Here is a 25,187-nt window from a genome sequence, read left to right as displayed (position 1 = left end):
CTCTCACCAGCCCGCCGCGGGGCACTCCGGCACAGGGCCGGGTGACATCTCTCGCCGGTCCGCCGCGGGTGCGTGGGGGGCTGGTCGCGCAGTTCCTCGCGCTCCTGGGCTGGCGAGGGCCCCGGTGCCTCAATCGGCACCGGGGCCCTCGTCGGGGTCGGGCGGGTGGCACTCCCCGGCGTGCGTGGCTCACGCCTGCGGCAGCTTCTCCAGCTGGGCGGTGATGCGGGCGATGTCCTCGTCCGCCTTGGCCAGGCGCGTGCGGATCTTGTCCACCACGTTCTCCGGGGCCTTCGCCAGGAACGCCTCGTTGCCGAGCTTGGCCGTGGCCTGGGCCTTCTCCTTCTCCGCGGCGGCCAGGTCCTTGGCCAGGCGCTTGCGCTCCGCGGCGACGTCGATCGTGCCGGAGAGGTCGAGGGCCACCTCCGTGCCCGCCACCGGCAGGGTCGCCGTGGCCGTGAACGCGTCGCCCTCCGGCTGGAGGCGGAGCAGCTGGCGGATCGCGGCCTCGTGCGGCGCGAGCGGCGTGCCGTCCAGCGTCAGACGCGCCGGGACCCGCTGGCCGGGCTGGAGACCCTGGTCGGCGCGGAAACGGCGGACCTCGGTGATGACCGACTGGAGGGTGGAGATCTCCTGCTCCGCCGCCGCGTCACGGAAGCCGCTGTCGGTCGGCCAGTCGGCGATGACGATCGACTCGCCGCCCGTCAGCGTGGTCCACAGGGTCTCCGTGACGAACGGGACGACCGGGTGGAGGAGCTTCAGGGTGACGTCCAGGACCTCGCCGAGGACCCGCTGGGAGACCTCGGCCGGCTCGCCGCCCGCCTGGAAGACCGTCTTGGACAGCTCGACGTACCAGTCGAAGACCTCGTCCCACGCGAAGTGGAAGAGGGCGTCGGAGAGCTTGGCGAACTGGAAGTCCTCGTAGTACGCGTCGACTTCGGCGATCACCGAGTTCAGGCGGGAGAGGATCCAGCGGTCCGTCGCCGACATCGCCGACGGGTCCGGCAGCGGGCCCTCGACCGTCGCGCCGTTCATCAGCGCGAAGCGGGTCGCGTTCCAGATCTTGTTGGCGAAGTTGCGGGAACCCTGGACCCATGCCTCGCCGATCGGCACGTCGACACCCGGGTTGGCGCCACGGGCCAGGGTGAAGCGCAGGGCGTCGGAGCCGTACTCGTCCATCCAGTCCAGCGGGTTGACCGCGTTGCCGAAGGACTTCGACATCTTCTTGCCGAACTGGTCGCGGACCATGCCGTGCAGGGCGATGGTGTGGAACGGCGGGGTGCCGTCCATCGCGTACAGGCCGAACATCATCATCCGGGCGACCCAGAAGAAGAGGATGTCGTAGCCGGTGACCAGGACGGAGTTCGGGTAGAACTTCGCGAGCGACTCGGTCTGTTCGGGCCAGCCGAGCGTGGAGAAGGGCCACAGGCCGGAGGAGAACCAGGTGTCGAGGACGTCGGTGTCCTGGTGCCAGCCCTCGCCGGCCGGCGGCTCCTCGTCCGGGCCGACGCAGACGACTTCCCCGTCGGGGCCGTACCAGACCGGGATCCGGTGACCCCACCACAGCTGGCGCGAGATGCACCAGTCGTGGAGGTTGTCGACCCAGTCGAAGTACCGCTTCTCCATCTCCTGCGGATGGATCTTGACCTTGCCCTCGCGGACGGCGTCACCGGCGGCCTTGGCCAGCGGGCCCACCTTGACCCACCACTGCATGGACAGGCGCGGCTCGATGGTGGTCTTGCAGCGCGAGCAGTGGCCGACGGAGTGGACGTACGGCCGCTTCTCGGCGACGATCCGGCCCTCGGCGCGCAGCGCGGCGACGATCGCCGAGCGGGCCTCCAGGCGGTCCATGCCCTGGAAGGGGCCGTGGACGGTGATGACGGCGTGCTCGTCCATCATGGTGATGGCCGGCAGGTCGTGGCGCTGGCCGATCTCGAAGTCGTTCGGGTCGTGCGCCGGGGTGACCTTGACGGCGCCGGTGCCGAACTCGGGGTCGACGTGCGTGTCCGCGACGACCGGGATGGAGCGGTCGGTCAGCGGCAGCCTGATGAGCTTGCCGACGAGGTGCTTGTACCGCTCGTCGTCCGGGTGGACGGCGACGGCCGTGTCGCCGAGCATCGTCTCGGCGCGGGTGGTGGCGACGACGATCGAGTCGTCCCCGTCGCCGTAGCGCATCGAGACCAGCTCGCCGTCGTCGTCCTGGTACTCGACCTCGATGTCCGAGATCGCGGTCAGACAGCGCGGGCACCAGTTGATGATGCGCTCGGCGCGGTAGATCAGCTCGTCGTCGTAGAGCTTCTTGAAGATGGTCTGGACGGCCTGGGACAGGCCCTCGTCCATGGTGAAGCGCTCGCGCGACCAGGCGACGCCGTCACCGAGGCGCCGCATCTGCCCGGAGATCTGCCCGCCGGACTCGGCCTTCCACTGCCAGACCCGCTCGACGAAGGCCTCGCGGCCCAGGTCGTGCCGGGACTTGCCCTCCTTGCCCAGCTCGCGTTCGACCACGTTCTGCGTGGCGATACCGGCGTGGTCCATGCCCGGCTGCCACAGCGTCTCGTAGCCCTGCATCCGCTTGCGGCGGGTGAGGGCGTCGATGAGCGTGTGCTCGAAGGCGTGCCCGAGGTGCAGGCTGCCCGTGACGTTCGGCGGCGGGATGACGATCGTGTACGGCGGCTTGTCGCTCTTCGCGTCCGCCTCGAAGTAGCCCCGCTCTACCCAGCGCTCGTACAGCGGCCCCTCTACATCGGCCGGCGCGTACTGGGTCGGCAGTTCGGTGTCGGGCGCGGGTGGCTGCTGCGATGCGTTCTCGGTCACGATGGTCAGTTTAGAGGTGTCACGGGGTGGTCCCGAAACGCCTCTGTTCTGTAACGGTGCGGCCCCCGGTGCCGTGCTGTTCCCGTGCCTGGGTCAGGATGTCAGGAACACATAAGCTCTGGAGGGGAACCCAGGAATGAGCAACAACCAGCCGGGCCCGTACGGCCAGCCGCCCCAGCAGCCGGGTCCGTACGGCCAGCCGGGGCAGCCTGGACCGTACGGCCAGCCGGGCCCCTACGGCCAGCCGCCGCAGGCTCCCCAGCCCGGCTACGGCTACCCCCAGCAGGCCCCGCCGGCGCAGCAGCCGGGCTATGGCTACCCGCAGCAGGGCGCACCGCAGCAGCCCGGCCCGTACGGCCAGCAGCCGAACCCCTACGGCCAGCAGCAGCCGTACGGCATGCCGCAGGCACCGCAGCCCGGCGGGGGCAAGAAGAAGACGGGCTTGATCATCGGCGCGGTGGCCGTGGTGGCCGCCGTGGCGGTGGGCGCCTACTTCCTGCTGAGCGGGAGCGGCAGCGGCGGCGTCGCGGACGACGGACCGCACAAGCTGACGACTCCCGCGACGGTGCTGTCCGAGTACAAGAAGTCCAAGGGCGACAGCGGCAGCATGACGCCAAGCGACCTGAAGGACGCCGAGAAGTGGGGCGTGCACGACCCCAAGGACGTCAGCGCCGCGTACGACGCCGGGGACCCGGACAACCCGCTGAGCAAGAAGCAGATCAACTTCGGGGGTGTCTACGGCACCATCGACGACCCCGAGAAGACCGTCGACGCGATGTTCGCGTACTTCAAGTCCGAGTCGCAGAAGAGCAGTGGCGGCAAGGACGTCGTGCTGAAGGGCGAGCCGACGACGTACGAGCCGGCCGGGCTCGACGGCGCGGTCCTCAAGTGCCAGCAGGCCACGGCCCCCACCGGCGCGGGCAGCGGCGGGCCGAAGGACGTGACGCTCACGATCTGCGTCTGGGGTGATCACAGCACCATCGGCATGGTCATGCCCATGGACTACGCCAACCTCGCCGCGGGCCGCGGCAGCGACCCGGCGAAGGACGCCGAGCTGACCGCCAAGTTCCGTGCGCAGGTGCGCGTCAAGTCCTGACGCGTTCGGCGCCGACAGCGAAGGGGCCCCGGTCGGTCGACCGGGGCCCCTTCGGGTACGTGACGGGTGCGGCTACGCCGTCTTCTGCTCCCCCGAGCCCCGCCCGCGGGCGTCCCTCGGGATCAGGGTCGGGTTGACGTTGGAGAGGACCACGTCGGCGGTGATGACGACCCGGGCGACGTCCTTGCGGGACGGCACCTCGTACATCACGCCCTGGAGGACCTCCTCCATGATGGCGCGCAGGCCTCGGGCGCCGGTCTGGCGCAGGATGGCCTGGTCGGCGATGGCCTCCAGCGCCTCGCGCTCGAAGTCCAGCTCCACGCCGTCGAGTTCGAACAGGCGCTGGTACTGCTTGACGAGCGCGTTGCGGGGCTCGACCAGGATCTTCAGGAGCGCTTCGCGGTCCAGGTTGTGGACCGAGGTGATCACCGGCAGGCGGCCGATGAACTCGGGGATCATGCCGAACTTGACCAGGTCCTCCGGCATGACGTCCTCGAAGACGTCCTTGGCCTCCAGCTCGCGCTTGGAGAGGATCGTGGCGCCGAAGCCGATGCCCTTCGCGCCGGCCCGCGCCTCGATGATTTTTTCCAGGCCCGCGAAGGCGCCGCCCACGATGAACAGCACGTTCGTCGTGTCGATCTGGATGAACTCCTGGTGGGGGTGCTTGCGACCGCCCTGCGGCGGGACCGAGGCCGTGGTGCCCTCCAGGATCTTCAGCAGGGCCTGCTGGACGCCCTCGCCCGACACATCACGGGTGATCGACGGGTTCTCGCTCTTCCGCGCGACCTTGTCGATCTCGTCGATGTAGATGATCCCGGTCTCGGCCTTCTTGACGTCGTAGTCGGCCGCCTGGATGAGTTTGAGGAGGATGTTCTCGACGTCCTCGCCCACGTAGCCCGCCTCGGTCAGCGCCGTGGCGTCGGCGATCGCGAACGGGACGTTCAGCATGCGCGCCAGCGTCTGCGCGAGGAGCGTCTTGCCGGAGCCCGTGGGGCCCAGCAGCAGGATGTTGGACTTCGCCAGCTCGATGGCGTCGTCCCGGCCGCTCGCGCCGCCGTTCTCGCCCGCCTGGACCCGCTTGTAGTGGTTGTACACCGCGACGGAGAGGGCCTTCTTCGCCGCCTCCTGGCCGACCACATAGCCTTCGAGGAACTCGTAGATCTCGCGGGGCTTGGGCAGCTCCTCCCAGCGCACCTCGCTGGTCTCCGCGAGCTCTTCCTCGATGATCTCGTTGCAGAGATCGATGCACTCGTCGCAGATGTACACACCGGGCCCTGCGATGAGCTTCTTGACCTGCTTCTGGCTCTTGCCGCAGAACGAGCACTTGAGCAGATCGCCGCCGTCACCGATGCGTGCCACGGTGTGCTTCCCCTTCGCCTGGGAGACGCCTGGACGCTATGAGTCCAGCGGCTCCTGGTGCTGCCTTATGTCCGACGGTACCTTGCCGGGCCCGGTGTTCGGGCCCCCCTTGGCAGGGTTCACTTTGACGTGCACCGTGCCAAGAGGGGCCGGACGTGCGCGGTTGCGCTGTCAGCGGACCGAGCTGTTGTTCAGCTTGCGGGTGGAGATGATCTGGTCGACGAGGCCGTACTCCAGCGCCTCCTCGGCCGTGAGGATCTTGTCCCGCTCGATGTCCTCGCGGACCTTCTCGAGCGGCCGGTTCGAGTGCTTGGCCAGCATGTTCTCCAGCTGCTCACGCATCCGGGTGAACTCGTTGGCGATGATCTCCAGGTCGGAGAGCTGACCGCGGCCGGTGGAGCCGGCCGGCTGGTGGATCAGCACCCGGGAGTTCGGCAGCGCCATGCGCTTGCCGGGGGTGCCCGCGGCGAGCAGGATGGCCGCGGCGGAGGCCGCCTGGCCCATGCAGACCGTCTGGATGTCGGGCTTCACGAACTGCATGGTGTCGTAGATCGCCGTGAGGGCGGTCATGTCACCACCGGGGCTGTTGATGTAGATCGAGATGTCCCGATCCGGGTCCATCGACTCCAGGCACAGCAGCTGCGCCATGACGTCGTTGGCGGAGGCGTCGTCGATCTGGACGCCCAGGAAGATCACGCGCTCCTCGAAGAGCTTCGCGTACGGGTCGTACTCGCGGATGCCCTGGGAGGTGCGCTCGACGAAGCGCGGGATGACGTAGCGGCTGTCGGGGCGGGGCCCTTCATACATGCCGCTGGCGGCGCCGGGGAAGTTGCTCATGGGGTTCACCGTCCTGGTGGCGTTCGGGGGGCTGGTGTCTCGGCGGTGCGTGGCGTGGCCGGACCGGTCAGGCACCGGTGCCGCCGCCTCCCGGAACACCCGAGGCGTGCGTGATGATCTCGTCAATGAGACCGTACTCCTTGGCCTCCTCCGGGGTGAACCAGCGGTCGCGGTCGCCATCGCGGATGATCGCCTCGACCGTCTGGCCCGAGTGGAGGGCGGTCAGCTCCGACATGCGCTTCTTGGTGCGCATCAGGTACTCGGCCTGGATCTTGATGTCCGAGACCGTACCGCCGAGGCCCGCGGAGCCCTGGTGCATCATGATGTCCGCGTGCGGCAGGGCGAAGCGCTTGCCGGCCGCGCCGCCGGTCAGCAGGAACTGGCCCATCGAGGCGGCCATGCCCATGGCGATCGTCACCACGTCGTTCGGGATGTACTGCATGGTGTCGTAGATCGCCATGCCGGCCGTGACCGAGCCGCCCGGGCTGTTGATGTAGAGGTAGATGTCCTTGTCCGGGTCGGCGGCAAGGAGCAGCAGCTGCGCGGTGATCTTGTTGGCGATGTCGTCGTCAACCTGCTGGCCGAGGAAGATGATCCGCTCGTTGAGCAGCCGGTTGTAGACCTGGTCGCCGAGGCCACCACCGATGGAAGGCTCGCCGGCGGCGGAGGGCATCAGATTCGTCACGTATCCACCTGCTCGTCTTACGACGGCGCCGGGCCGTCTCATTGTTCTGCCTTTCATGGACCCTAACGCGACGTTCCCTCCGGGGAATCCCGGTAAGTGAGCTGTTCGCTGTCAGCGCAGGTCGCTCCGCGGAGGCGCCGGGGAACGCCCGGGAACGCGCGCCGACAGGCCGGTCCCGGCCGGGTGCGGCACCGGGTCCGGGGAAGGCGACGGGCCCCGGGGGAAGCCCCCAGGGCCCGTCGTACGTGCCTCACAGGCGCCGCAGGGCCGCTCAGCCCTCGGTCTTCTCCTCGGCGGAGTCGGACGCCTCGGTGGCCTCGGCCTCGGCCGGCGCCTCCTCGGTCTCCTCCTCGTCGTCCAGGTCGACGACCTCGCCGTTGGTGTCCTTCACCGTGGCGGACTCGACCACGACGGCCAGGGCCTTGCCGCGGGCGACCTCGCCGACCAGCAGCGGCACCTGGCCGCCCTCGACGACGGCCTGGGCGAACTGGTCGGGGGACATGCCGGAGGAGGCCGCACGCCGCATGAGGTGCTCGGTGAGCTCCTCCTGGTTGACGTTGAGGTTCTCCTTCTTGACCAGCTCGTCGAGGACGAACTGGGTCTTGATGCCCTTGACCGCGGCCTCGCGGGTCTCGGTCTCGAACTCCTCGGCGGTCTTGCCCTGGATCTCCAGGTACTTGTCGAGGGTGAGGCCCATCTGGGCGAGCTGGTGGTGCTCCAGGTTGTGCTTGCGGGTGTTGATCTCGTCCTCAAGGAGCTTCTCGGGGACCGGGACCTCCACCAGCTCCAGCAGCTTCTCCAGGACGCGCTCCTGGGCCTGCGTGGCCTGGTCGAACTGCTTCATGTTGGTGAGGCGCTTGCGGCTGTCGGCCTTCAGCTCCTCCAGGGTGTCGAACTCGGAGGCGAGCTGCGCGAACTCGTCGTCCAGCTCGGGCAGCTCGCGGGCGGCGACCTGGGTGACCTTGACGGTGACCTCGGCCTCCTTGCCCGCGGCGGAGCCGCCCTTCAGCTCGGAGGTGAAGGTGGCCTCCTCACCGGCGGACAGGCCCTTGACGGCGTCGTCGATGCCGTCCAGCAGCTCGCCGGAGCCGATGGTGTAGGAGACGCCGTTGGCGATGCCGTCCTCCAGCACCTCGCCGTCGACCTTGGCCTCCAGGTCGATGGTGACGACGTCGCCGTCCTCGGCGGCGCGCTCGACGGGAGAGGTCGACGCGAAGCGCTCACGGAGCTGCTCCACGGACTTCTCGATGTCCTCGTCCGTCACCTCGACGGCGTCGACCTCGACCTCGATGCCGGAGTAGTCCGGGATCTCCAGGGCCGGGCGGATGTCGACCTCGGCGGTGAAGTTCAGCGTCTCGCCGTCCTTCAGCTCGGTGATGTCGACCTCGGGCTGGCCCAGCGGGCTCAGCTCGGCCTCGTTGACCGCCTCGGTGTAGAACTTGGGCAGCGCGTCGTTGACGGCCTCCTCCAGCACCGCACCGCGGCCGAACCGCTGGTCGATCACGCGGGCGGGGATCTTGCCCTTACGGAAGCCCTTCACCGTGACCTGCTGGTTGATCTTCTTGTACGCCGCGTCGAGGCTGTCCTTGAGCTCCTCGAAGGGCACCTCGACAGTGAGCCGAACCCGGGTCGGGTTCAGGGTCTCCACGGCGCTCTTCACGGTTCGGTCTCCTTGTGGCTGACTTCTCGGGTTCTGCCGGAGCCCGATGGGTCCGGCGGATTTCGCCGCCCGGAGGAGTACGTAGGCCGAAGGGGCCGGGGACACACGGGCGCGCAGCTTGCATAGTAACCGCAGCCGGTCAGCGCCCCAAAAGGCGATCATCGCGACGTCACTGAGCCGGACGTCACGAGCCGGTGGTCGGGGTGGCGGGATTTGAACCCACGGCCTTCCGCTCCCAAAGCGGACGCGCTACCAAGCTGCGCCACACCCCGTCTGGTGCGACACGTAGGGTACATGCCCCGGCCCGATCCGTCGGCCGTGTTCTGTGGGGCGGGACGCGCGGTGCGGCGTGACCCGACTCGTTGGCCTCCGTGGCGGGCGACCCGCTACGATGCCTTCAGTGCCGCGGTCATCGACCTGCGGCGCAGTGTTGCGGGCGTAGCTCAATGGTAGAGCCCTAGTCTTCCAAACTAGCTACGCGGGTTCGATTCCCGTCGCCCGCTCTGGATGCCGAAGGCCCAGGTGAGAGGGTGATTTCCTCTTCCTGGGCCTTCTGCCGTTCCCGGGTGACGGTGCGCGGTCGCCAGCGGCGTCGGCTCGGGGTGCGGGGTCGGACCGTCCGGGCCGCCGCGCATGCGGAGCGTCGAAGGCCGTGCACGCGCCGTGCACGGGCCGTGAGGCGTAGGGCGAGGTGGACCGCGCCCGTGCCGCCACTGCCGAGGCGGCCCTCGGCCCGGTGGCCGACGGCCTCCGGCGCCGTTCCCCGGCGCTCCGGTCCGTCCCCTCCCCCCCGCCGGGTCAGAACCTGATCGAGTCGATGGAGTCCGCTATCGAGTTCAGGAACCGGTTGATCGATGGCGCCATGCCGGTCGAGGCGAGGAAGAAACCGAAGAGGATGGCGACGATGGCCGGGCCGGCCTTGATGTTCCCCCCTCGGATCAACACCACCAGGATGATCGCCAACAGCAGCACCACAGACAGTGAAATGGCCACAACTGATCACACCCTCGGTCGGTCCGCTCTCCCGGCCCGGAGGTACGGCCCGCGCACCCCCGCCAGAACCATCGTGCCACCAACCCGCCCCCGGTATGCGGGTCCTGACGCATCGCCGGACGGGCACACATGCGCGGGACACCTCGCACAGGAATACGACCGGCGACGCGGCCACGAAATCCACACGAATTCACGGGGCTTCGTTTCAATAACCACGCAATGCACGGGACAGGGAATCCACGTACGGGACACAGAGGCGCTGTATGCCCGAATTAGTCTGTATTAATCGGTACATCCAGGGCGAACGGGCGACACCTGTGTGCCCATCATCACGTCGACCAGGATGGCAAGTTCGGCGAATTACGGGGTACCCGCGCGGGATAACCAGGAATGACAGTGCGGGTTTTACGGAATCCCACAGCCGACGCTAGGGTGCCTGAGATGTTCGACGCCGCAACGTCCCCCGGCCACAGCCGCAGGCCGCTCCCCCCGGCACAGCCGCCGGTGCGTGGGGTGCCCGACCGGCCCACCCCGACGCACGCGCAGGAGCAGTCGCGGACCGGCAGACCGGGCAGGCAGCGCGACGCGTTCTTCGACAACGCCAAGTACCTCGCGATCGTGCTGGTGGCCCTGGGGCACTCCTGGTCGGCCATCAAGACCGACAACCGGGCCCTCGAAGGTCTGTACAACGTCGTCTACACCTTCCACATGCCGGCGTTCATCGTCATCTCCGGCTACTTCTCCCGCAGTTTCGACATGCGCCCGGACCGGCTGAAGCGGCTGGTCACCGGCATAGCCGTCCCGTACCTGCTGTTCCAGATCGCCTATTCGCTGTTCCGGCGCTACGCGGGCCAGGCCGACGACCCGATCAGTCTCGTCTCCCCGTACTACCTCACCTGGTTCCTGTGCGCGCTGTTCATCTGGCGCCTGACCACCCCCCTGTGGAAGCTGGTCCGCCGGCCGCTGCCCCTCGCTCTGGGCATCGCCATGGTCGGATCGGTCACCCCGGGCCTCGACGACAACCTGGACCTCGGCCGCGTCCTGCAGTTCCTGCCCTGCTTCGTCCTCGGCCTGCTGCTGAAGCCCGAGCACTTCGCGCTGATACGCCGGCCCGCGGTGCGGGTGCTGTCCGTGCCGGTGTTCGCCGCGGCCCTGGCCGTCGGCTGGTGGACCGTGCCGCGCGTGGACGGCGGGTGGTTCTACCGGCAGAGTTCGGCGCAGGACATCGGTGCCCCCTGGTGGACCGGACCGCTGATGACGCTGGCCATGTTCGGCTGCGCGCTGCTGCTGACCGCCTGCTTCCTCGCCTGGGTGCCGGGCCGCCGGACGTGGTTCACCGCCCTCGGCGCGGGGACGCTGTACGGCTATCTGCTCCACGGCTTCGTGGTCAAGGGCACGCTCTACGCGGGCGGGTTCGACCTCGCCCAGCAGTACGGCGCCCTGGGTACGGTCGCGGTCACCGTCCTCGCGGCCGCCGCCGTCACGGTGCTGTGCACCAAGCCGGTGCAGCGCGTCTTCCGCTTCGCGATGGAGCCGAAGATGGAGTGGGCGTTCCGGGAGGACGCGGCCGAACTGGCCCGCGAACGGCAGAAGCAGCGGGAGACGGTCGGCGTCTAGCCGGCTTCGCTCCCCGCCCGGAACCCCCTCAGGTTTCGAGACCGAGAAGGGCGCGCGTCCTGGCGTACTTCTCGGTCAGCCGGGCCCGGGTCTGCTCGTCGAGCGCCGCGAGCCGCCGCGGGTCGGCGTTGTGCGCCAGGTCGGCCTCCTTCACCAGCAGCGCGCCCGGGGTGGCGAGGATGCGGCGCGCGTACGCCTCCAGTTCCTCCCCGGGCCGCCTGGTGAGGGCGTCCACGATGGCCTTGGTGCGCGGGGTCAGGGCGGCGGCGGCCAGCCACTGGCGGCTGAGCGCGTCGTCCTCGACGGAGTCGTGCAGCCAGGCCGCCGCGATCTGCTCCGGGTCACCGCCGCGGGCCCGCACTCCCTGGGCGACGGCCGCGAGGTGTTCGGCGTACGGCAGCCCCGCCTTGTCGGTCTGCCCCTCGTGGGCGGCCCGCGCGACGGCCTCGACCTCTGCGAGCGTGAGCTGGGTCATGGCTCCAGTGTCCCCCCGCCCCGCACCCGGCGGCCACCACGGAGGACGGCCGCGGCCCGGCGGGCGGGTCAGCGGCCGTTCGCCGTCGGCTGGCGGCAGATGAGGAGCAGGGCGCGGTCGTCGTTGACGTCCTTGGCGACCGCCTCGATGAGGTGCCAGGCGGCGCCGTGGAAGCCGCCGGCCACATAGCGGTCGGCCTCGCCGGTGAGCCGGTCGATGCCCTCCACGATGTCCCGGTCGGAGGTCTCCACCAGTCCGTCGGTGAACAGCATCAGGACGTCACCGGGGCGCAGCGAGCCCTTCACGGGGTCGAACTGGGCGCCGTCGTACACCCCGAGCAGCGGCCCCTCGGCGGCCTTCTCCTCCCAGCGCCCGCTGCCCGCGCTGAGCTGGAGCCCCGGCGGGTGCCCGGCGGAGTACAGCTCGTAGTCCCCGGAGTCCAGGTCCAGGACCAGGTGGATGGAGGTGGCGAAGCCCTCGTCCCAGTCCTGGCGCAGGAGGTAGCCGTTGGCGGCCGGGAGGAAGGCGTGCGGCGGGAGGGAGCCCAGCAGGCCGCCGAACGCGCCGGACAGCAGCAGGGCGCGCGAGCCCGCGTCCATGCCCTTGCCGGACACGTCGGTGAGCACGGCCTCCAGCGTCCGGCCGCCGTTCGTGCGGGCGGCGACGACGAAGTCACCGGAGAAGGACTGGCCGCCCGCCGGGCGCAGCGCCATCTCGTGGTGCCAGCCCTGCGGCAGCTTCGGCAGCTTGCTCTGCACCCGGATCCGCTCGCGCAGGTCGAACAGCATGGTGCCGCCGCGCCGCCAGGGCACGCCGACCCGGCTGCGGAACTGCGCGGTCAGCAGCCCGAAGAACCCGCACGCGGCCACCACCAGGACCACGCCGGGGGTGACCCGGGAGGGGCCCTCGGTGTAGGGGCCGAGCCGTATCGACTCCACGATCAGCGCGGTGGCCGCCGCCGCGTACAGACCGAGCAGGCTCGCCGGGCGCAGCAGCAGGCCGCCGGCGACGATCGGCAGCACCAGGGTGGCCGGGGAACACCACACGGAGTCGAGGAGGGTCATGGTCGCGAGGACCGGGACCATCAGGAGCAGTCCGGCGAAGGCGATCCAGTCGGAGCCGTCGCCGCGGAAGTAGTCCACGGCGCTTCTGCGCAGGCCGACGCGGGCCCGGTGCCACTGCATCTTCCACCGGGCCGTGAACGTCTCGGCCTTCGCGCGCCGCTGTCGTCCTGCTGCCATCAGTTCGCGACCCTATCCAGCGGACCGGCTGCTTGGCACGGGAGGTCCCACTTGTCCCCCCTGTGGGATTCCACTTCGCCGCCCGTCGGCCGGTTTCCGGCGGGCCGGGACGGGGGGAAAATCACTGGCTCGCCCCGCTTCGCCCTGATAGGCATGGCGCATGGGGACTGAGAGCGAAACCGAGTTGAGGACGCTGCGCCCGGAGGAGTTCGACCGGTGGTGGGACCATCTGGTCCGCGCGTTCGGCGGCGGAGCGGCCTCCGCCGAGGAACGGGAACTGGACAAGTCGCTCACCGAGTTCGACCGTTCCCTGGCCGCCTGGGACGGGGACGCGCTCGTCGGCACGTCCGGGGCCTTCAGCTTCCGGATGACCGTGCCGGGCGGGGCGGTGGTGCCCACCGCGGGCGTGACGATGGTCAGTGTGTCCGCGACGCACCGGCGGCGCGGGGTGCTGACGTCGATGATGCGGCGGCTGCTGGACGACGCGCGCGCCAAAGGGGATCCGCTGGCCGCGCTGTTCGCCTCCGAGCCCGCGATCTACGGCCGCTTCGGGTACGGCGCGGCGACCCTCCAGCTCATCGCCGAGATCGACACCGGCCGGGTGACCCTGGCGGTGCCCGAGGGCACCGATGAGCCGCGCGTGCGCTACGCGGCGCCGGCCGATGTGCTGCCGGGGTGCGAGGCGGTGTACGCGGCCCTGGTGCCCCGGCGCCCGGGCATGCTGGCGCGGCGGCCCGGCTGGGAGCGGGCCGCGCTGGTCGACCCGGAGAGCGAGCGGGAGGGCGCGTCGGCGCTGCAATGCGTGGTCGCCGAACGGGACGGTGAGATCACCGGGTACGCGCGCTTCCGTACGAAGCTGGGCTGGGGGCGGAGCGGTCACGACGGCACGGTGACGCTGGAGGACCTGGCCGCGCTCGATCCGGCGAGCGAGGCGGCGCTGTGGCGCTTCCTGTTCGGCATCGACCTGATGACGACGCTGAAGATGCGGGCGCGGCCGGTCGACGACGCCTGGCAGTACCTGGTCTCCGACATCCGCCGCTGCCTGCCGCAGACACGGGACGCCGGGTACGTCCGGCTGGTGGACGTGGGGGCGGCCCTGTCGGCCCGTACGTATCTGACCCCGGTCGACGTCGTGTTCGAGGTCGAGGACGCCTTCTGTCCCTGGAACGCGGGGCGTTGGCGGCTGACCGGCGACCCGAAGGGCGCGTCCTGCGAGCGGACGGCCGACGCGGCCGATCTCGTTCTGTCGGTGCGGGAGTTGGGCGCGGTGTATCTGGGCGGGGTGAGCCTGCTGTCGCTGGCGGCGGCCGGGCGGGTGCGCGAGCTGCGGCCGGGGGCGCTGGCGGAGGCGTCGGTGGCGTTCGGCTCACCGGTGGCCCCGTGGCTGCCCCACGGCTTCTAGGCCGGCGTTTCTCGCGGGCCGGTCAGCGTTTCTGGCAGGCCGGGCACCAGAAGAGGTTGCGGGCGGCGAGGTCGGCGGTGCTGATGCCGCCGCCGCAGACGTGGCAGGGCAGGTTCGCCCGGCGGTAGACGTACACCTCGCCGCCGTGGTCGTCGACGCGGGGCGGGCGGCCCATGGCCTCGGGGGTGTGCTCCGGGCGGACGGTGTCGATCCGGTTGTTCCGGACGCCCTCCCGCATCAGCGCGGCCAGGTCGGCCCAGATCGCGTCCCACTCGGCCGGGGTGATGTCCCGGCCCGCGCGGTAGGGGTCGATGCCGTGCCGGAACAGCACCTCGGCGCGGTAGACGTTGCCGACGCCGGCCACGATCTTCTGGTCCATGAGCAGGGCGGCGATCGTCGTACGGCTGCGGGAGATCCTGCGGTAGGCCGCGCCCGGGTCGGCGTCCGCGCGCAGCGGGTCGGGGCCGAGCCGGTCGTGGACCGCCCGCTTCTCGGCGTCCGTGATCAGGGCGCAGGTGGTGGGGCCGCGCAGATCGACGTACGACGTGTCGTCGGCGAGCCGGAGCCGGACGGTGTCGGCCGGCGGGGGCGCCGGGGCGTCCCCGAAGCCGACCTTGCCGAAGAGGCCGAGGTGGATGTGGACCCAGTCGCCGTCCCGGAAGCCCAGGAAGAGGTGCTTGCCGTGGGCTTCCGTGGCGGTCAGCTCGGTACGGTCCAGAAGGGCGGCGGCGTCGGAGAACTTGCCCTGGGGGCTGGTGACGCGGACGGTCCGTCCCGAGAAGCGCTCGGCGTAGTCCTGGGCCAGCCGGTGGATCGTGTGCCCCTCTGGCACGGGCCCCTGTTCCTTCCCGCCCCCTGGGGGCTCAGTCCTGCTGCGGGTGGTGGGCCGGGATCGGCGGGAGGTCGCCCGTGGTCTCGTACGCCGACAGCATGTCGATGCGGCGGATGTGGCGCTCGTCACCGGAGAACGGGGTGTTGAGGAAGACCTCGACGAACTTGGTCGCCTCCTCCGTGCTGTGCATGCGCGCACCCACGGCCACCACGTTGGCGTTGTTGTGCTGCCGGCCGAGCGTCGCCGTCTCCTCGCTCCAGGCCAGCGCCGCGCGCACGCCCTTCACCTTGTTCGCGGCGATCTGCTCGCCGTTGCCGGAGCCGCCGATGACGATGCCGAGGGCGTCCGGGTCCGCGGCCGTCCGTGCCGCGGCACGGAGGCAGAAGGGCGGGTAGTCGTCCTGGGCGTCATAGATGTGCGGCCCGCAGTCGACGGGCTCGTGGCCGGCGGCCTTCAGCCACTCGACGAGGTGGTTCTTGAGTTCGTAGCCCGCATGGTCGGAGCCGAGATACACGCGCATGCAACGAGTGTGACACGCCCGTATCGGGGCAGCAGCCCCAGGGTGTCGGCGGGCACCCGGGGCGGTAAATGTGAGGCAGGGCATAGATCCTCAAGAGAACCTCAAATAACGATACGGATTCAGAGGTTCCCGAATTCGTTCACCTCGGATTCACTGGACCGACTCGTACACCGCTCGTGCGGGCAGCTCTACCTGGCGCAAAGGAAATCCGTCCATGACCTCTGGTTCGGGCCTCCAAGCAGGACTGAAAAACCGCCATCTTTCGATGATCGCGATCGGCGGCGTCATCGGAGCCGGCCTTTTCGTCGGTTCCAGTTCCGGTATCGCCACAGCGGGACCGGGCATCCTCCTGTCCTACGCCCTCGTCGGCACGCTCGTCGTCCTCGTGATGCGCATGCTCGGCGAGATGTCCGCCGCCAACCCGACCTCCGGCTCGTTCTCGGCGCACGCCGACCGCGCGCTGGGCCGCTGGGCCGGGTTCTCCATCGGCTGGCTCTACTGGTTCTTCTGGGTCGTCGTGCTCGCCGTCGAGGCGACCGCCGGCGCCAAGATCCTCGAAGGGTGGATCCCGGCCGTCCCGCAGTGGGGCTGGGCGCTCATCGTGATGACCGTGCTGACCGCGACCAACCTGGTCTCCGTCGGCTCCTACGGCGAGTTCGAGTTCTGGTTCGCCGGGATCAAGGTCGTGGCCATCGGCGCGTTCATCGTCGTCGGCCTGCTGGCCATCTTCGGCGTCCTGCCGGGCGTGCACGCCGACCAGGCGAGCTTCGGCAACCTGACCTCGCACGGCGGATTCCTGCCGCACGGTCCGGGCTCGATCCTCACCGGTGTGCTGCTGGTCGTCTTCTCCTTCATGGGCAGCGAGATCGCCACCCTGGCGGCCGGCGAGTCCGAGGACCCGCAGCGCGCGGTCACCAAGTCCACCAACAGCATCATCTGGCGGATCGGCGTCTTCTACCTGGGCTCGATCCTGATCGTGGTCTCGCTGCTGCCGTGGGACGACGCGTCCATCGCGAAGGACGGCTCCTACGTCGCCGCGCTGAACTCGCTGGGCATCGCGCACGCCGGTCAGATCATGAACTTCATCGTGCTGACCTCGGTGCTGTCCTGTCTGAACTCCGGCCTGTACACGGCCTCGCGCATGGCCTTCTCGCTCGGCGGGCGGGGAGACGCGCCGAAGGCGTTCGCGCGGGTCAACGGCCGGGGTGTGCCGATGGCGGCGATCCTCGCGTCGGTGGTGTTCGGCTTCGTCGCCGTCTTCTTCAACTACCTGTCCCCGGACAAGATCTTCCTCTTCCTCGTCAACTCCTCCGGCGCGGTGGCCCTGTTCGTGTGGCTGGTCATCTGCTTCTCGCAGCTGCGGATGCGGAAGATCATCCAGCGCGAGGCGCCGGAGAAGCTCGTGGTGCGGATGTGGCTGTACCCGTACCTGACCTGGGCGACGGCCGCGCTGATCGTGTTCGTCCTCGGTTACATGCTGACCGACACGGAGCACGACGGCCGCGAGACGGTGCTGCTGTCGCTGCTGGTCGCGGCGATCGTGCTGGCGATCGCCGTGGTGAAGGAGCGGATCCGGGCCGGCCGCCCGGCCCCCGCGACCGAGGCCCCGGCCGACAAGGTGTCCATCGGCTGATCCGGCCCGGCACGGCCGCACGACCTGGCCGCACAACCTGACGGAACACTGTCAGGTTGTGCGGCCATGCTGCGTTCCAAGACGCACACGGACCAGCGCACCGGCCTGACCCTCCTCTGCCCCGGCGACCCCGGCCACGACGACGAACGTACGGCCGAGGACGTGGTGGCCGCCGTACGGTACGCCGCCGAGCGCGGGCCGCCCGCGGGTGCGGCTACGAGGGCGGGCTGCGGGTGACGACGAAGCGGCTGGACGGGATCGTGCACCCCGGCCCGCGCCCCAGGAGGCCGAGCCGTACGGGCCGGCGCCGCGAACGGGGGCACCTCCCACGCGTTGAGCAGCGGGGGAAGCTCCGCGCCGGGCGTGGGCGCGGTGTCGTACACCCTGGGCGGCGGGCCCGGCATCCTGGCCCGGGAGTCGGGGTACGCGGCCGACCACGTGCGGTGGCCGGAGCTCGTCACCGCCGACGGCACGCTCCGCACGGACCGTGCCGGACGGGCTGACCTCGTCCTTCGCCGCCGTGCCGTACCCGGACGTCCCCGCGCCGCCTGCGCAGTTGCGCGGCACCTACGTCGTCTCCGCCCGGGTCGCCCGCACCGGTCCCGGCGGCGCGGGCATCGTCGCCCCGCTGCGGGAGCTGGACGCCGAGCGGGCCGGGGAACTGCCGAGGCGGACCGGTCCGGCGGCGGACCTGAGGTGCGTGGTGCGGGTCAGCCACCTGGGCGGGCGCTCCCGCGGCCGGTGCCGAACGCGGTGCCGTAGGGGAAGGGGCGGTTCCTGGTGCGGGGGCTGCCGTCCGACGACACGCTCGGCCGGTCGCTCAACCTCCCCGTCGGCGCGGGCGACCGGGGTGCGGGGCTGTACGACGCCGGAACGCGGAAGAGGCTCGCCGGGGTGAAGGAGACCTACGACCCGGCGAACCTCTTCCGCGGGAACCACGGCGTCAGCGCTTGTCGACCAGCTTCCAGGCGGTGGGCAGCGCGCCCATCGCCAGGGCGGCCTTGAGGGCGTCACCGATCAGGAACGGGGTGAGGCCGGCCGCGACGGCCTGGGAGGCGGACAGGTGGGCGGCCAGGGCCAGGTAGGGGACGCCGACCGCGTAGACGACGGCCTCGCCGAGGATCATCGTGCCGGCCATGCGCAGCGGGGAGCGGTCGGCGCCGCGGCGGGCCAGGGCGCCGACGAGGGCGGAGGCGAGCAGCATGCCGAGGACGTAGCCGAAGGAGACCATGCCCGCGCCGGAGGTGCCCTGCGCGAACCACGGCACGCCCGCCACACCGGCGACCGCGTACAGCGCGAGGGAGAGGAAGCCGCGGCGGGCGCCGAGCGTGGTGCCGACGAGCAGCGCGGCGAAGGTCTGGCCGGTCACCGGCACCGGGGAACCGGGCACCGGCACGGAGAGCTGGGCCGCGAGACCGGTGAGCACCGCGCCGCCGACGACGAGGGCGACGTCACGGACGCGGGACGCGGGCAGCAGGTCGGCGAGGACGGCGCCGGGGCGGGCGGTGGCGGTGGCGGTGCTCATGGGGACTCCGCGGGTGACGGGGACATGCTGGGACAGGGTGACGCTATCCGAGCCGCCCGCGGCCGATCACCGTCAGCGCCCGACAAAGGGCGGAACGAGAGCTTCGTGGGCTCCGGACAAAGAGTGCCGGTTACACCGGCCGACGGGTGACCCTGATCACTGAGGCAGGGACGTTTCGCTCACGTGAAGCGGATGCCGACGGAACTGTGCGGTCTCACCAAACCAACCTTGCTCACCTGGTCGGATTCCTTCCCGTCCCCGGCGTCGGTGACCGAGCCCTGTGCTCGGCTCGCCGAACGGGGCCTGATCCGGGAGTCGGCCGCGCCCCACCGCTCGAACGCGGTCGGCCGCGTGCCGTACAGCACGGTGGCGCTGATGGACCTGCGGGGCCGGGTGGTGGCCCGGCGGGAGCCGCGGCACGAACGGACCGGCCCGGCCCGGGTCGTCGCGGGAGCCGCCGAAGACCTCGCGGGTCTGCTCGCCGGGGTGCCGGGCCGGCGCCCGCTGGGGGTCGGGGTGGCGGTCGGCGGCTGGATGGACCGGGAGACGGGCGCCGTGGTCGAGCGCGATCAGCGGATCGCCGGCCTGTCGGTGGGCGATTCCCGCAAGCTCCCGCACCTGCTCCAGGCGTACGTCACCCGCCAAGGAGAGCCCACTCGATCGAGGACGACGCGTCGCACTCCCGCCCATGGCCGTGTAACCGTGGATTCACCCTGCGTACCCCGGCCGTCCGGATGATGGGCGCGCCTGTCGTGCGCGTGGGCGGGCCGCCCAGACTGGCGGGGTTTTTGCCCGCCCATCGCACTGGGAGAGCCTCCCCCCATGCCCAGCAGCACGACCACTCAGACGCCGCCGCAGCAGCGGGCGGACGCCTCCCTCTCCCATGGCCTCAAGCAGCGCCACCTGTCGATGATCGCCCTGGGCGGGGTGATCGGCGCGGGCCTCTTCGTCGGCTCCGGCGCGGGCATCGCCGCCGCCGGCCCGTCCATCGTGATCGCCTACACCCTCTCCGGCGTGCTGGTGATGCTGGTGATGCGGATGCTCGGCGAGATGTCGGCCGCCTACCCCTCCTCGGGCTCCTTCTCGGCGCACGCCGAGCGGGCGATCGGCCCCTGGGCGGGCTTCGCCGCGGGCTGGTCCTTCTGGGTCCTGCTCTGCACGGCGGTGGGCCTGGAGGGCATCGGCGCCGCGAAGATCGTCCAGGGCTGGCTGCCGGGCACCCCGCAGTGGATGTGGGTCGCGCTGTTCATGGTCGTCTTCTGCGGGGCGAACCTGGCCGCCGTGAAGAACTTCGGCGAGTTCGAGTTCTGGTTCGCCGCGCTGAAGGTGGGCGCGATCAGCCTGTTCCTGATCCTGGGCGGGCTGGCCATCGCGGGCGTGCTGCCCGGCACCGACTCCCCCGGCGCGTCGAACCTGACCGACTTCCTGCCGCACGGCAGCGAGGGCCTGCTGGTCGGCCTGCTCGCCTCGGTCTTCGCGTACGGCGGCCTGGAGACGGTCACCATCGCGGCGGCCGAGTCGGAGGACCCGGTGCGCGGTGTCGCCTCCGCCGTCCGCACGGCGATGTGGCGGATCGCCCTGTTCTACATCGGCTCGATGGCGGTCGTCGTCACCCTCGTCCCCTGGAGCTCCGCGGAGGTCGTGGCGAAGGGCCCGTACGTCGCCACCCTCGACCACCTGGGCATCCCCGGCGCGGGCCAGTTGATGAACGTGGTCGTCCTGGTCGCCCTGCTGTCCGCGATGAACGCCAACATCTACGGCTCCTCGCGCATCGCCTACTCCCTGGTCGAGCGCGGCCAGGGCCCGAGGGCGCTGGCCAGGCTGTCCGGCGGGGTCCCGCGCGTCGCGGTCCTCACCTCCTGCTTCTTCGGCTTCGTGTGCGTGCTGCTCAGCTACTGGCGTCCGGACGACGTCTTCCCCTGGCTGCTGAACATGATCGGCGCGGTCATCCTGGTCGTCTGGATCTTCATCGCGGTCTCCCAGCTGCTGCTCCGCCGCCGCATCGAGCGCGAGACCCCCGAGAAGCTGGTCGTGCGCATGTGGGGCTTCCCCTGGCTGACCTGGGTCACCCTGGCCGGCATGGCCGCGATCTTCGTCCTGATGGCCCGCGAGCCGGGCACCCGCGTCCAGCTCTACTCGACGGGCGGGATGACGCTGGCCCTGGCGGCGGTGGGGTACGCCTGGCAGCGGGCGCGGGCCGGGCGCTGACCGCCGTACCCCGGACGAGGCCCCCACGTGCGACACGCGGGGGCCTTTCTGTTGCCCCGAAGTTGTTGTTGCTAGCGTGTAGTTGCAAGATACTTGCAATAAGGTTCCGGAGGGGATCACCCATGCCCGTCTACACGCTGCCCGACCTGCCCTACGACTACGCGGCACTCGCGCCCGTGATCAGTCCCGAGATCATCGAGCTGCACCACGACAAGCACCACGCGGCCTATGTGAAGGGCGCGAACGACACGCTGGAGCAGCTCGCCGAGGCGCGGGACAAGGAGTCGTGGGGCTCGATCAACGGCCTGGAGAAGAACCTGGCGTTCCACCTGTCCGGGCACATCCTGCACTCGATCTACTGGCAGAACATGACGGGCCCCAAGGACGGCGGCGGCGAGCCGCTGGCCGCCGACGGCGTGGGCGGGCTGGCCGAGGCGATCAAGGAGTCCTTCGGCTCCTTCGCCGCCTTCAAGACGCAGCTGTCCAAGGCCGCCGCGACCACCCAGGGCTCCGGCTGGGGCGTCCTCGCCCACGAACCGCTGAGCGGGCGGCTGGTCGTGGAGCAGGTCTACGACCACCAGGGCAACGTCGGCCAGGGCTCCACCCCGATCCTGGTCTTCGACGCCTGGGAGCACGCCTTCTACCTCCAGTACCGCAACCAGAAGGTCGACTTCGTCGAGGCCATGTGGCGGGTCGTCAACTGGCAGGACGTGGCGAAGCGGTACGAGGCGGCGAAGGCCCGCGCGAACGTGCTGCTCCTGGCCCCCTGAGAACGTCCCGCCTCGTGATCGTCTTCTCACCCTTCACGACGGCGGGCGGATGAGAGAAGACCCCCGTGAGGACGTGACTCACGGGGGTCTTCCCTTGCGCGCCGAGGGTTACAGGTTGCTGAAGTCCGGGCCCTTGGTGCGGGTCCGCTTGATCTCGTAGAAGCCCGGCACCGAGGCCACGGCGATCGTGCCGTCCCACAGGCGGGCCGCCTCCTCGCCCTTCGGGGCGGGGGTGACGACCGGGCCGAAGAAGGCGATCTGCTCCCCGTCGGGACCGGGCACCGCGATGACCGGGGTGCCGACGTCCTGGCCGACCTTCTCGATGCCCTCCTTGTGGGAGGCGCGCAGCTCGGGCTCGTACGGGGTGGAGTCCCAGTGGTCCATGAGGGACTCGGGCAGCCCCACGTCCTTCAGGGCGGCGGCCACGGCCGGCTTCTCCGGGCCCTCGCCCTGGTTGTGGATGCGGGTGCCGAGCGCGGTGTAGAGGTCGCCGAGCACCTCCGCGCCGTGCTCCTGCTGGGCCGCGATGACGACGCGGACCGGACCCCACGCCTTGGTCGCGAGCATCTCACGGTAGTCCTCGGGCAGCTCGTCGAGCCTGTTCTCGTTGAGCACGGCGAGGCTCATCACATGCCAGCGGACCTCGATGTCCCGGACCTTCTCCACCTCCAGCACCCAGCGGGAGGTCATCCAGGCCCAGGGGCACAGCGGGTCGAACCAGAAGTCGACGGGGGTCTTCTCCGACATGTCTCTCCTCATGGGGAACCCTTTCTCCGGGAAACGCCGCCGCCGGCCGCGCCATTCCCCGTCACCCCTGTCAGGAGCACATGGCAGGATCGGTCCTGTTCAGCCGCCATCCACGCGATCACGAGGGAGTGCCGTCCGTGCCCGGTGAGAATCTGTCCCGCGACGAGGCCCGGGAGCGGGCCGCACTGCTGTCCGTCGACGGCTACGAGGTGTCCCTGGACCTGCGGTCCGCCGTCGGCGACGCGGGCGGCGAGCCGCGCACGTTCCGCTCGGTGACCACCATCCGCTTCCGCAGCAGCGAGCCGGGCGCCGCCGGCTTCGCCGATCTGGTCGCGCCGAGCGTGACGTCCGTGTCGCTCAACGGGCGGGACCTGGACCCGGGCGAGGTGTTCGACGGCTCCCGGATCCTGCTGGAGGACCTGGCCGCGGAGAACGAGCTGGTGGTGGACGCCCAGTGCGCCTACTCCCGCACCGGCGAGGGCCTGCACCGCTTCGTCGACCCGGAGGACGGCGAGGTCTACCTGTACACGCAGTACGAGCCGGCCGACGCCCGCCGCGTGTTCGCCAACTTCGAGCAGCCGGACCTGAAGGCGCCGTACCGCTTCGAGGTGCGGGCGCCGGAGGGCTGGACGGTGTGGAGCAACGGCGCCGGTGAACTCGCCGACGGGGTCTGGCGGTTCGCGGAGACGAAGCCGATCTCGACGTACATCACGTGCGTGGTGGCGGGCCCGTACCACTATGTGACGGACACCTACACCCGGACCTTCGAGGACGGCACGAAGCTGGAGATCCCGCTCGGCGCGATGTGCCGCAAGGGTCTCGCGCCGCACTTCGACGCGGACGACGTGTTCCTGGTGACCAAGCAGGGCCTGGACTTCTTCCACGACCACTTCGACTACCCGTACCCGTTCGGGAAGTACGACCAGGCGTTCGTGCCGGAGTACAACCTGGGCGCGATGGAGAACCCGGGCCTGGTGACCTTCCGCGAGGAGTACATCTTCCGCGGAAAGGTGACACAGGCGTCGTACGAGGCGCGGGCCAACGTCATCCTGCACGAGATGGCGCACATGTGGTTCGGCGACCTGGTCACCATGGAGTGGTGGGACGACCTGTGGCTGAAGGAGTCCTTCGCGGACTTCATGGGCACCTTCGCGAACGTGGGCGCGACCCGCTTCAAGGACGCGTGGATCACCTTCGCCAACCGCCGCAAGGCCTGGGCGTACCGCGCGGACCAGCTGCCGTCCACGCACCCGATCACGGCGGACATCCGTGACCTGGAGGACGCCAAGCTGAACTTCGACGGCATCACCTACGCCAAGGGCGCCTCGGTGCTGAAGCAGCTGGTGGCCTACGTCGGCCAGGACGCGTTCCTGGAGGGCTCCCGGCGCTACTTCAAGCGGAACGCGTACGGCAACACCCGCCTCGGCGACCTGCTGTCCGTGCTGGCGGAGACCAGCGGCCGGGACATGACGGCGTGGGCGGCCTCATGGCTCCAGACGGCCGGGGTGAACTCGCTGACCCCGCAGGTGCTGCTGGACACCGAGGGCGGCCGGATCGCCGAGCTGGCGATCCTCCAGGAGGCCCCGGAGTCGCACCCGGAGCTGCGCCCGCACCGGATCGCGGTGGGCCTGTACCGGCGTACGCCCGAGGGCGCGGTGGAGCGGTACGCGCGCGTGGAGACGGACGTGCACGAGCCACGCACGGTCGTGGCGGAGCTGGCGGGCGCCGAGGCACCGGAGCTGGTGCTGGTCAACGACGACGACCTGACCTACTGCAAGGTCCGGTTCGACGAGACCTCGCTGGTCACGCTGCGGACGCACCTGGGCGCGCTCACCGATCCGCTGGCCCGCGCGCTGTGCTGGTCGGCGCTGTGGAACATGACCCGGGACGCGCTGCTGCCGGCGCGGGACTTCGTCGACCTGGTGCTGCGCTTCGCGGGCCGCGAGTCGGACATCGGGGTGCTCCAGATGCTGCACGCCTGGGCGAACTCGGCGCTGGCGCACTACGCGGCGCCCGACTGGCGGGAGACCGGCGGGGAGCTGCTGGCCGAGGGGGCGCTGCGGGAGCTGCGGGAGGCGGAGCCGGGCAGTGAGCACCAGCTCGCGTGGGCGCGGTTCTTCGCGTCCGTGGCGACCGCCGAGCCGGACCTGAAGCTGCTGACGGACCTGCTGGACGGCACGGTCGAGATCGACGGGCTCGAGGTGGACCAGGAGCTGCGCTGGGCGTTCCTGGAGCCGCTGGCCGCGCACGGGGCGGCGGACGAGTCGGTGCTGGCGGCGGAGCTGGTCCGGGACGACACGGCGTCCGGCAAGCGGCACCAGGTGCGCTGCCTGGCCGCGCGGCCGTCGGCGCCGGTGAAGGCGCAGGCGTGGGCGCAGGTGGTGGAGTCCGACGCGCTGTCGAACGCGCTGGTGGAGGCGACGATCTCGGGCTTCCAGCAGCCGTCGCAGCGGGAGCTGACCGCGCCGTACGCGCAGCTGTACTTCGCGGCGATCGAGCGGGTGTGGCGCGAGCGGTCGATCCAGATCGGCATGGACGTGGTGCGGGGCCTGTTCCCGGCGTACCAGGACCGGCCGGAGACGCTGGACGCGACGGACGCGTGGCTGGAGGCCCACCGGGACGCGGCGCCGGCGCTGCGCCGGCTGGTGCTGGAGGCGCGGGACGACCTGGCGCGGGCGCTGCGCGCGCAGGAGTGCGACGCGGCGGCCGGCCGGTGAGCTGTGGCCTGAGCCTGCCCGGCCGGTGACCGTTACGAAATTCGGGCAAACATAGC

21 protein-coding genes, 2 tRNA genes and 1 pseudogene are annotated in these 25,187 nt (G+C 70.6%); 11 read left to right on the top strand and 13 right to left on the bottom strand.

Features of this window, described 5'->3' with window-relative positions:
• Window positions 1-189 precede the first annotated feature (189 nt).
• Window positions 190-2,814, bottom strand: a complete 2,625-nt coding sequence (locus IE294_RS13540) for a valine--tRNA ligase (RefSeq protein WP_189885653.1) — start codon at window positions 2,812-2,814, stop codon at window positions 190-192.
• A gap of 136 nt (window positions 2,815-2,950) precedes the next feature.
• Here IE294_RS13540 and IE294_RS13535 point away from each other — a divergent pair, with 136 nt between their 5' ends.
• Complete coding sequence (locus IE294_RS13535) at window positions 2,951-3,910, top strand: hypothetical protein (protein ID WP_189885652.1); 960 nt, start codon at window positions 2,951-2,953, stop codon at window positions 3,908-3,910.
• Window positions 3,911-3,982: 72 nt separating this feature from the next.
• On the opposite strand, the gene clpX is transcribed toward IE294_RS13535, so the two are convergent.
• From clpX to IE294_RS13510, 5 genes are all read right to left on the bottom strand, one after another.
• Window positions 3,983-5,269 (bottom strand): ATP-dependent Clp protease ATP-binding subunit ClpX, encoded by a 1,287-nt coding sequence (gene clpX / locus IE294_RS13530; protein ID WP_014672712.1) that lies wholly within the window; start codon window positions 5,267-5,269, stop codon window positions 3,983-3,985.
• Window positions 5,270-5,440: 171 nt separating this feature from the next.
• On the bottom strand, window positions 5,441-6,106 hold the full coding sequence (locus tag IE294_RS13525; RefSeq protein WP_189885651.1) for an ATP-dependent Clp protease proteolytic subunit: 666 nt from the start codon (window positions 6,104-6,106) through the stop codon (window positions 5,441-5,443).
• A 67-nt stretch (window positions 6,107-6,173) separates the two neighbouring features.
• Window positions 6,174-6,779 (bottom strand): ATP-dependent Clp protease proteolytic subunit, encoded by a 606-nt coding sequence (locus IE294_RS13520; protein WP_051009690.1) that lies wholly within the window; start codon window positions 6,777-6,779, stop codon window positions 6,174-6,176.
• Between the two features lie 283 nt (window positions 6,780-7,062).
• Window positions 7,063-8,451, bottom strand: a complete 1,389-nt coding sequence (tig, locus tag IE294_RS13515; RefSeq protein ID WP_189885649.1) for a trigger factor — start codon at window positions 8,449-8,451, stop codon at window positions 7,063-7,065.
• A 195-nt stretch (window positions 8,452-8,646) separates the two neighbouring features.
• Window positions 8,647-8,723 (bottom strand) — tRNA-Pro (locus tag IE294_RS13510).
• Window positions 8,724-8,883: 160 nt separating this feature from the next.
• Here IE294_RS13510 and IE294_RS13505 point away from each other — a divergent pair.
• Window positions 8,884-8,954, top strand: a tRNA-Gly gene (locus tag IE294_RS13505).
• 295 nt (window positions 8,955-9,249) lie between these two features.
• Here IE294_RS13505 and IE294_RS13500 read toward each other — a convergent pair.
• Entirely contained in the window at window positions 9,250-9,444 is a 195-nt protein-coding gene (locus tag IE294_RS13500; RefSeq protein ID WP_041665168.1) for a hypothetical protein, read from the bottom strand.
• 441 nt (window positions 9,445-9,885) lie between these two features.
• Between IE294_RS13500 and IE294_RS13495 the strand changes: the two genes are divergently transcribed.
• On the top strand, window positions 9,886-11,061 hold the full coding sequence (locus tag IE294_RS13495; protein ID WP_229917153.1) for an acyltransferase family protein: 1,176 nt from the start codon (window positions 9,886-9,888) through the stop codon (window positions 11,059-11,061).
• 28 nt (window positions 11,062-11,089) lie between these two features.
• On the opposite strand, the gene IE294_RS13490 is transcribed toward IE294_RS13495, so the two are convergent.
• Window positions 11,090-11,536: an HD domain-containing protein gene (locus IE294_RS13490; RefSeq protein WP_189885647.1), complete on the bottom strand. Its 447-nt coding sequence runs from the start codon at window positions 11,534-11,536 to the stop codon at window positions 11,090-11,092.
• Between the two features lie 68 nt (window positions 11,537-11,604).
• Window positions 11,605-12,777 carry a PP2C family protein-serine/threonine phosphatase gene (locus IE294_RS13485; protein WP_189813341.1) on the bottom strand — a complete coding sequence of 391 codons (1,173 nt, stop codon included), beginning with the start codon at window positions 12,775-12,777 and terminating at the stop codon, window positions 11,605-11,607.
• Window positions 12,778-12,937: 160 nt separating this feature from the next.
• Here IE294_RS13485 and IE294_RS13480 point away from each other — a divergent pair, with 160 nt between their 5' ends.
• Entirely contained in the window at window positions 12,938-14,179 is a 1,242-nt protein-coding gene (locus IE294_RS13480) for a GNAT family N-acetyltransferase (protein WP_189885645.1), read from the top strand.
• Window positions 14,180-14,201: 22 nt separating this feature from the next.
• Here the strand turns inward: IE294_RS13480 and IE294_RS13475 are convergent, their stop codons facing one another.
• Together IE294_RS13475 and IE294_RS13470 are read right to left on the bottom strand one after the other, a co-directional pair.
• Window positions 14,202-15,011 carry an Fpg/Nei family DNA glycosylase gene (locus IE294_RS13475; protein WP_189885644.1) on the bottom strand — a complete coding sequence of 270 codons (810 nt, stop codon included), beginning with the start codon at window positions 15,009-15,011 and terminating at the stop codon, window positions 14,202-14,204.
• A 31-nt stretch (window positions 15,012-15,042) separates the two neighbouring features.
• A complete protein-coding gene (locus tag IE294_RS13470; RefSeq protein ID WP_014672723.1) occupies window positions 15,043-15,531 on the bottom strand; it encodes a ribose-5-phosphate isomerase in 489 nt (162 codons plus the stop codon).
• 214 nt (window positions 15,532-15,745) lie between these two features.
• Between IE294_RS13470 and IE294_RS13465 the strand changes: the two genes are divergently transcribed.
• From IE294_RS13465 to IE294_RS47530, 3 genes are all read left to right on the top strand, one after another.
• Window positions 15,746-17,164 carry an amino acid permease gene (locus IE294_RS13465; RefSeq protein ID WP_189885642.1) on the top strand — a complete coding sequence of 473 codons (1,419 nt, stop codon included), beginning with the start codon at window positions 15,746-15,748 and terminating at the stop codon, window positions 17,162-17,164.
• A 66-nt stretch (window positions 17,165-17,230) separates the two neighbouring features.
• Entirely contained in the window at window positions 17,231-17,401 is a 171-nt protein-coding gene (locus IE294_RS47535) for a hypothetical protein (protein WP_229917152.1), read from the top strand.
• 543 nt (window positions 17,402-17,944) lie between these two features.
• Window positions 17,945-18,169 (top strand): BBE domain-containing protein, encoded by a 225-nt coding sequence (locus IE294_RS47530; RefSeq protein ID WP_229917151.1) that lies wholly within the window; start codon window positions 17,945-17,947, stop codon window positions 18,167-18,169.
• Here the strand turns inward: IE294_RS47530 and IE294_RS13455 are convergent.
• On the bottom strand, window positions 18,108-18,689 hold the full coding sequence (locus IE294_RS13455; protein WP_189885640.1) for a biotin transporter BioY: 582 nt from the start codon (window positions 18,687-18,689) through the stop codon (window positions 18,108-18,110). The genes IE294_RS47530 and IE294_RS13455 overlap by 62 nt on opposite strands.
• Before the next feature lie 255 nt (window positions 18,690-18,944).
• Between IE294_RS13455 and IE294_RS13450 the strand changes: the two are divergent.
• The 3 genes and pseudogenes from IE294_RS13450 to IE294_RS13440 form a co-directional block, all read left to right on the top strand.
• Window positions 18,945-19,253: pseudogene (locus IE294_RS13450) on the top strand (sugar kinase); the annotation flags it as partial.
• Window positions 19,254-19,511: 258 nt separating this feature from the next.
• On the top strand, window positions 19,512-20,897 hold the full coding sequence (locus tag IE294_RS13445; RefSeq protein WP_189885638.1) for an amino acid permease: 1,386 nt from the start codon (window positions 19,512-19,514) through the stop codon (window positions 20,895-20,897).
• A gap of 122 nt (window positions 20,898-21,019) precedes the next feature.
• Window positions 21,020-21,667 carry a superoxide dismutase gene (locus IE294_RS13440; RefSeq protein WP_189813349.1) on the top strand — a complete coding sequence of 216 codons (648 nt, stop codon included), beginning with the start codon at window positions 21,020-21,022 and terminating at the stop codon, window positions 21,665-21,667.
• Between the two features lie 108 nt (window positions 21,668-21,775).
• Here IE294_RS13440 and IE294_RS13435 read toward each other — a convergent pair whose 3' ends face one another.
• Window positions 21,776-22,414, bottom strand: coding sequence for a mycothiol-dependent nitroreductase Rv2466c family protein (locus tag IE294_RS13435; RefSeq protein WP_189885636.1), 639 nt, complete (start codon window positions 22,412-22,414; stop codon window positions 21,776-21,778).
• A 137-nt stretch (window positions 22,415-22,551) separates the two neighbouring features.
• Between IE294_RS13435 and pepN the strand changes: the two genes are divergently transcribed.
• Window positions 22,552-25,131 (top strand): aminopeptidase N, encoded by a 2,580-nt coding sequence (gene pepN / locus IE294_RS13430; RefSeq protein WP_189885634.1) that lies wholly within the window; start codon window positions 22,552-22,554, stop codon window positions 25,129-25,131.
• Window positions 25,132-25,187 lie beyond the last annotated feature (56 nt).

Origin of the sequence: Streptomyces canarius (genome assembly GCF_014650735.1) — a bacterium.
Taxonomy (GTDB): Bacteria; Actinomycetota; Actinomycetes; order Streptomycetales; family Streptomycetaceae; genus Streptomyces; species Streptomyces olivaceoviridis.
Note: the sequence above shows the minus strand (reverse complement) of the source record. Positions and strands in the feature narration are given on the sequence as shown.

What these genes read in the sequence shown, in the direction of transcription:
- IE294_RS13455 (WP_189885640.1), bottom strand. Translation starts at nt 18,689, where the DNA reads ATGAGCACCGCCACCGCCACCGCCCGCCCCGGCGCCGTCCTCGCCGAC.
- IE294_RS13495 (WP_229917153.1), top strand. Translation starts at nt 9,886, where the DNA reads ATGTTCGACGCCGCAACGTCCCCCGGCCACAGCCGCAGGCCGCTCCCC.
- IE294_RS13440 (WP_189813349.1), top strand. Translation starts at nt 21,020, where the DNA reads ATGCCCGTCTACACGCTGCCCGACCTGCCCTACGACTACGCGGCACTC.
- IE294_RS13520 (WP_051009690.1), bottom strand. Translation starts at nt 6,779, where the DNA reads ATGCCCTCCGCCGCCGGCGAGCCTTCCATCGGTGGTGGCCTCGGCGAC.
- IE294_RS13490 (WP_189885647.1), bottom strand. Translation starts at nt 11,536, where the DNA reads ATGACCCAGCTCACGCTCGCAGAGGTCGAGGCCGTCGCGCGGGCCGCC.
- IE294_RS13435 (WP_189885636.1), bottom strand. Translation starts at nt 22,414, where the DNA reads ATGTCGGAGAAGACCCCCGTCGACTTCTGGTTCGACCCGCTGTGCCCC.
- IE294_RS13445 (WP_189885638.1), top strand. Translation starts at nt 19,512, where the DNA reads ATGCCCAGCAGCACGACCACTCAGACGCCGCCGCAGCAGCGGGCGGAC.
- IE294_RS13535 (WP_189885652.1), top strand. Translation starts at nt 2,951, where the DNA reads ATGAGCAACAACCAGCCGGGCCCGTACGGCCAGCCGCCCCAGCAGCCG.
- IE294_RS13485 (WP_189813341.1), bottom strand. Translation starts at nt 12,777, where the DNA reads ATGGCAGCAGGACGACAGCGGCGCGCGAAGGCCGAGACGTTCACGGCC.
- IE294_RS13480 (WP_189885645.1), top strand. Translation starts at nt 12,938, where the DNA reads ATGGGGACTGAGAGCGAAACCGAGTTGAGGACGCTGCGCCCGGAGGAG.
- IE294_RS13525 (WP_189885651.1), bottom strand. Translation starts at nt 6,106, where the DNA reads ATGAGCAACTTCCCCGGCGCCGCCAGCGGCATGTATGAAGGGCCCCGC.
- IE294_RS47535 (WP_229917152.1), top strand. Translation starts at nt 17,231, where the DNA reads ATGCTGCGTTCCAAGACGCACACGGACCAGCGCACCGGCCTGACCCTC.
- IE294_RS13465 (WP_189885642.1), top strand. Translation starts at nt 15,746, where the DNA reads ATGACCTCTGGTTCGGGCCTCCAAGCAGGACTGAAAAACCGCCATCTT.
- IE294_RS13470 (WP_014672723.1), bottom strand. Translation starts at nt 15,531, where the DNA reads ATGCGCGTGTATCTCGGCTCCGACCATGCGGGCTACGAACTCAAGAAC.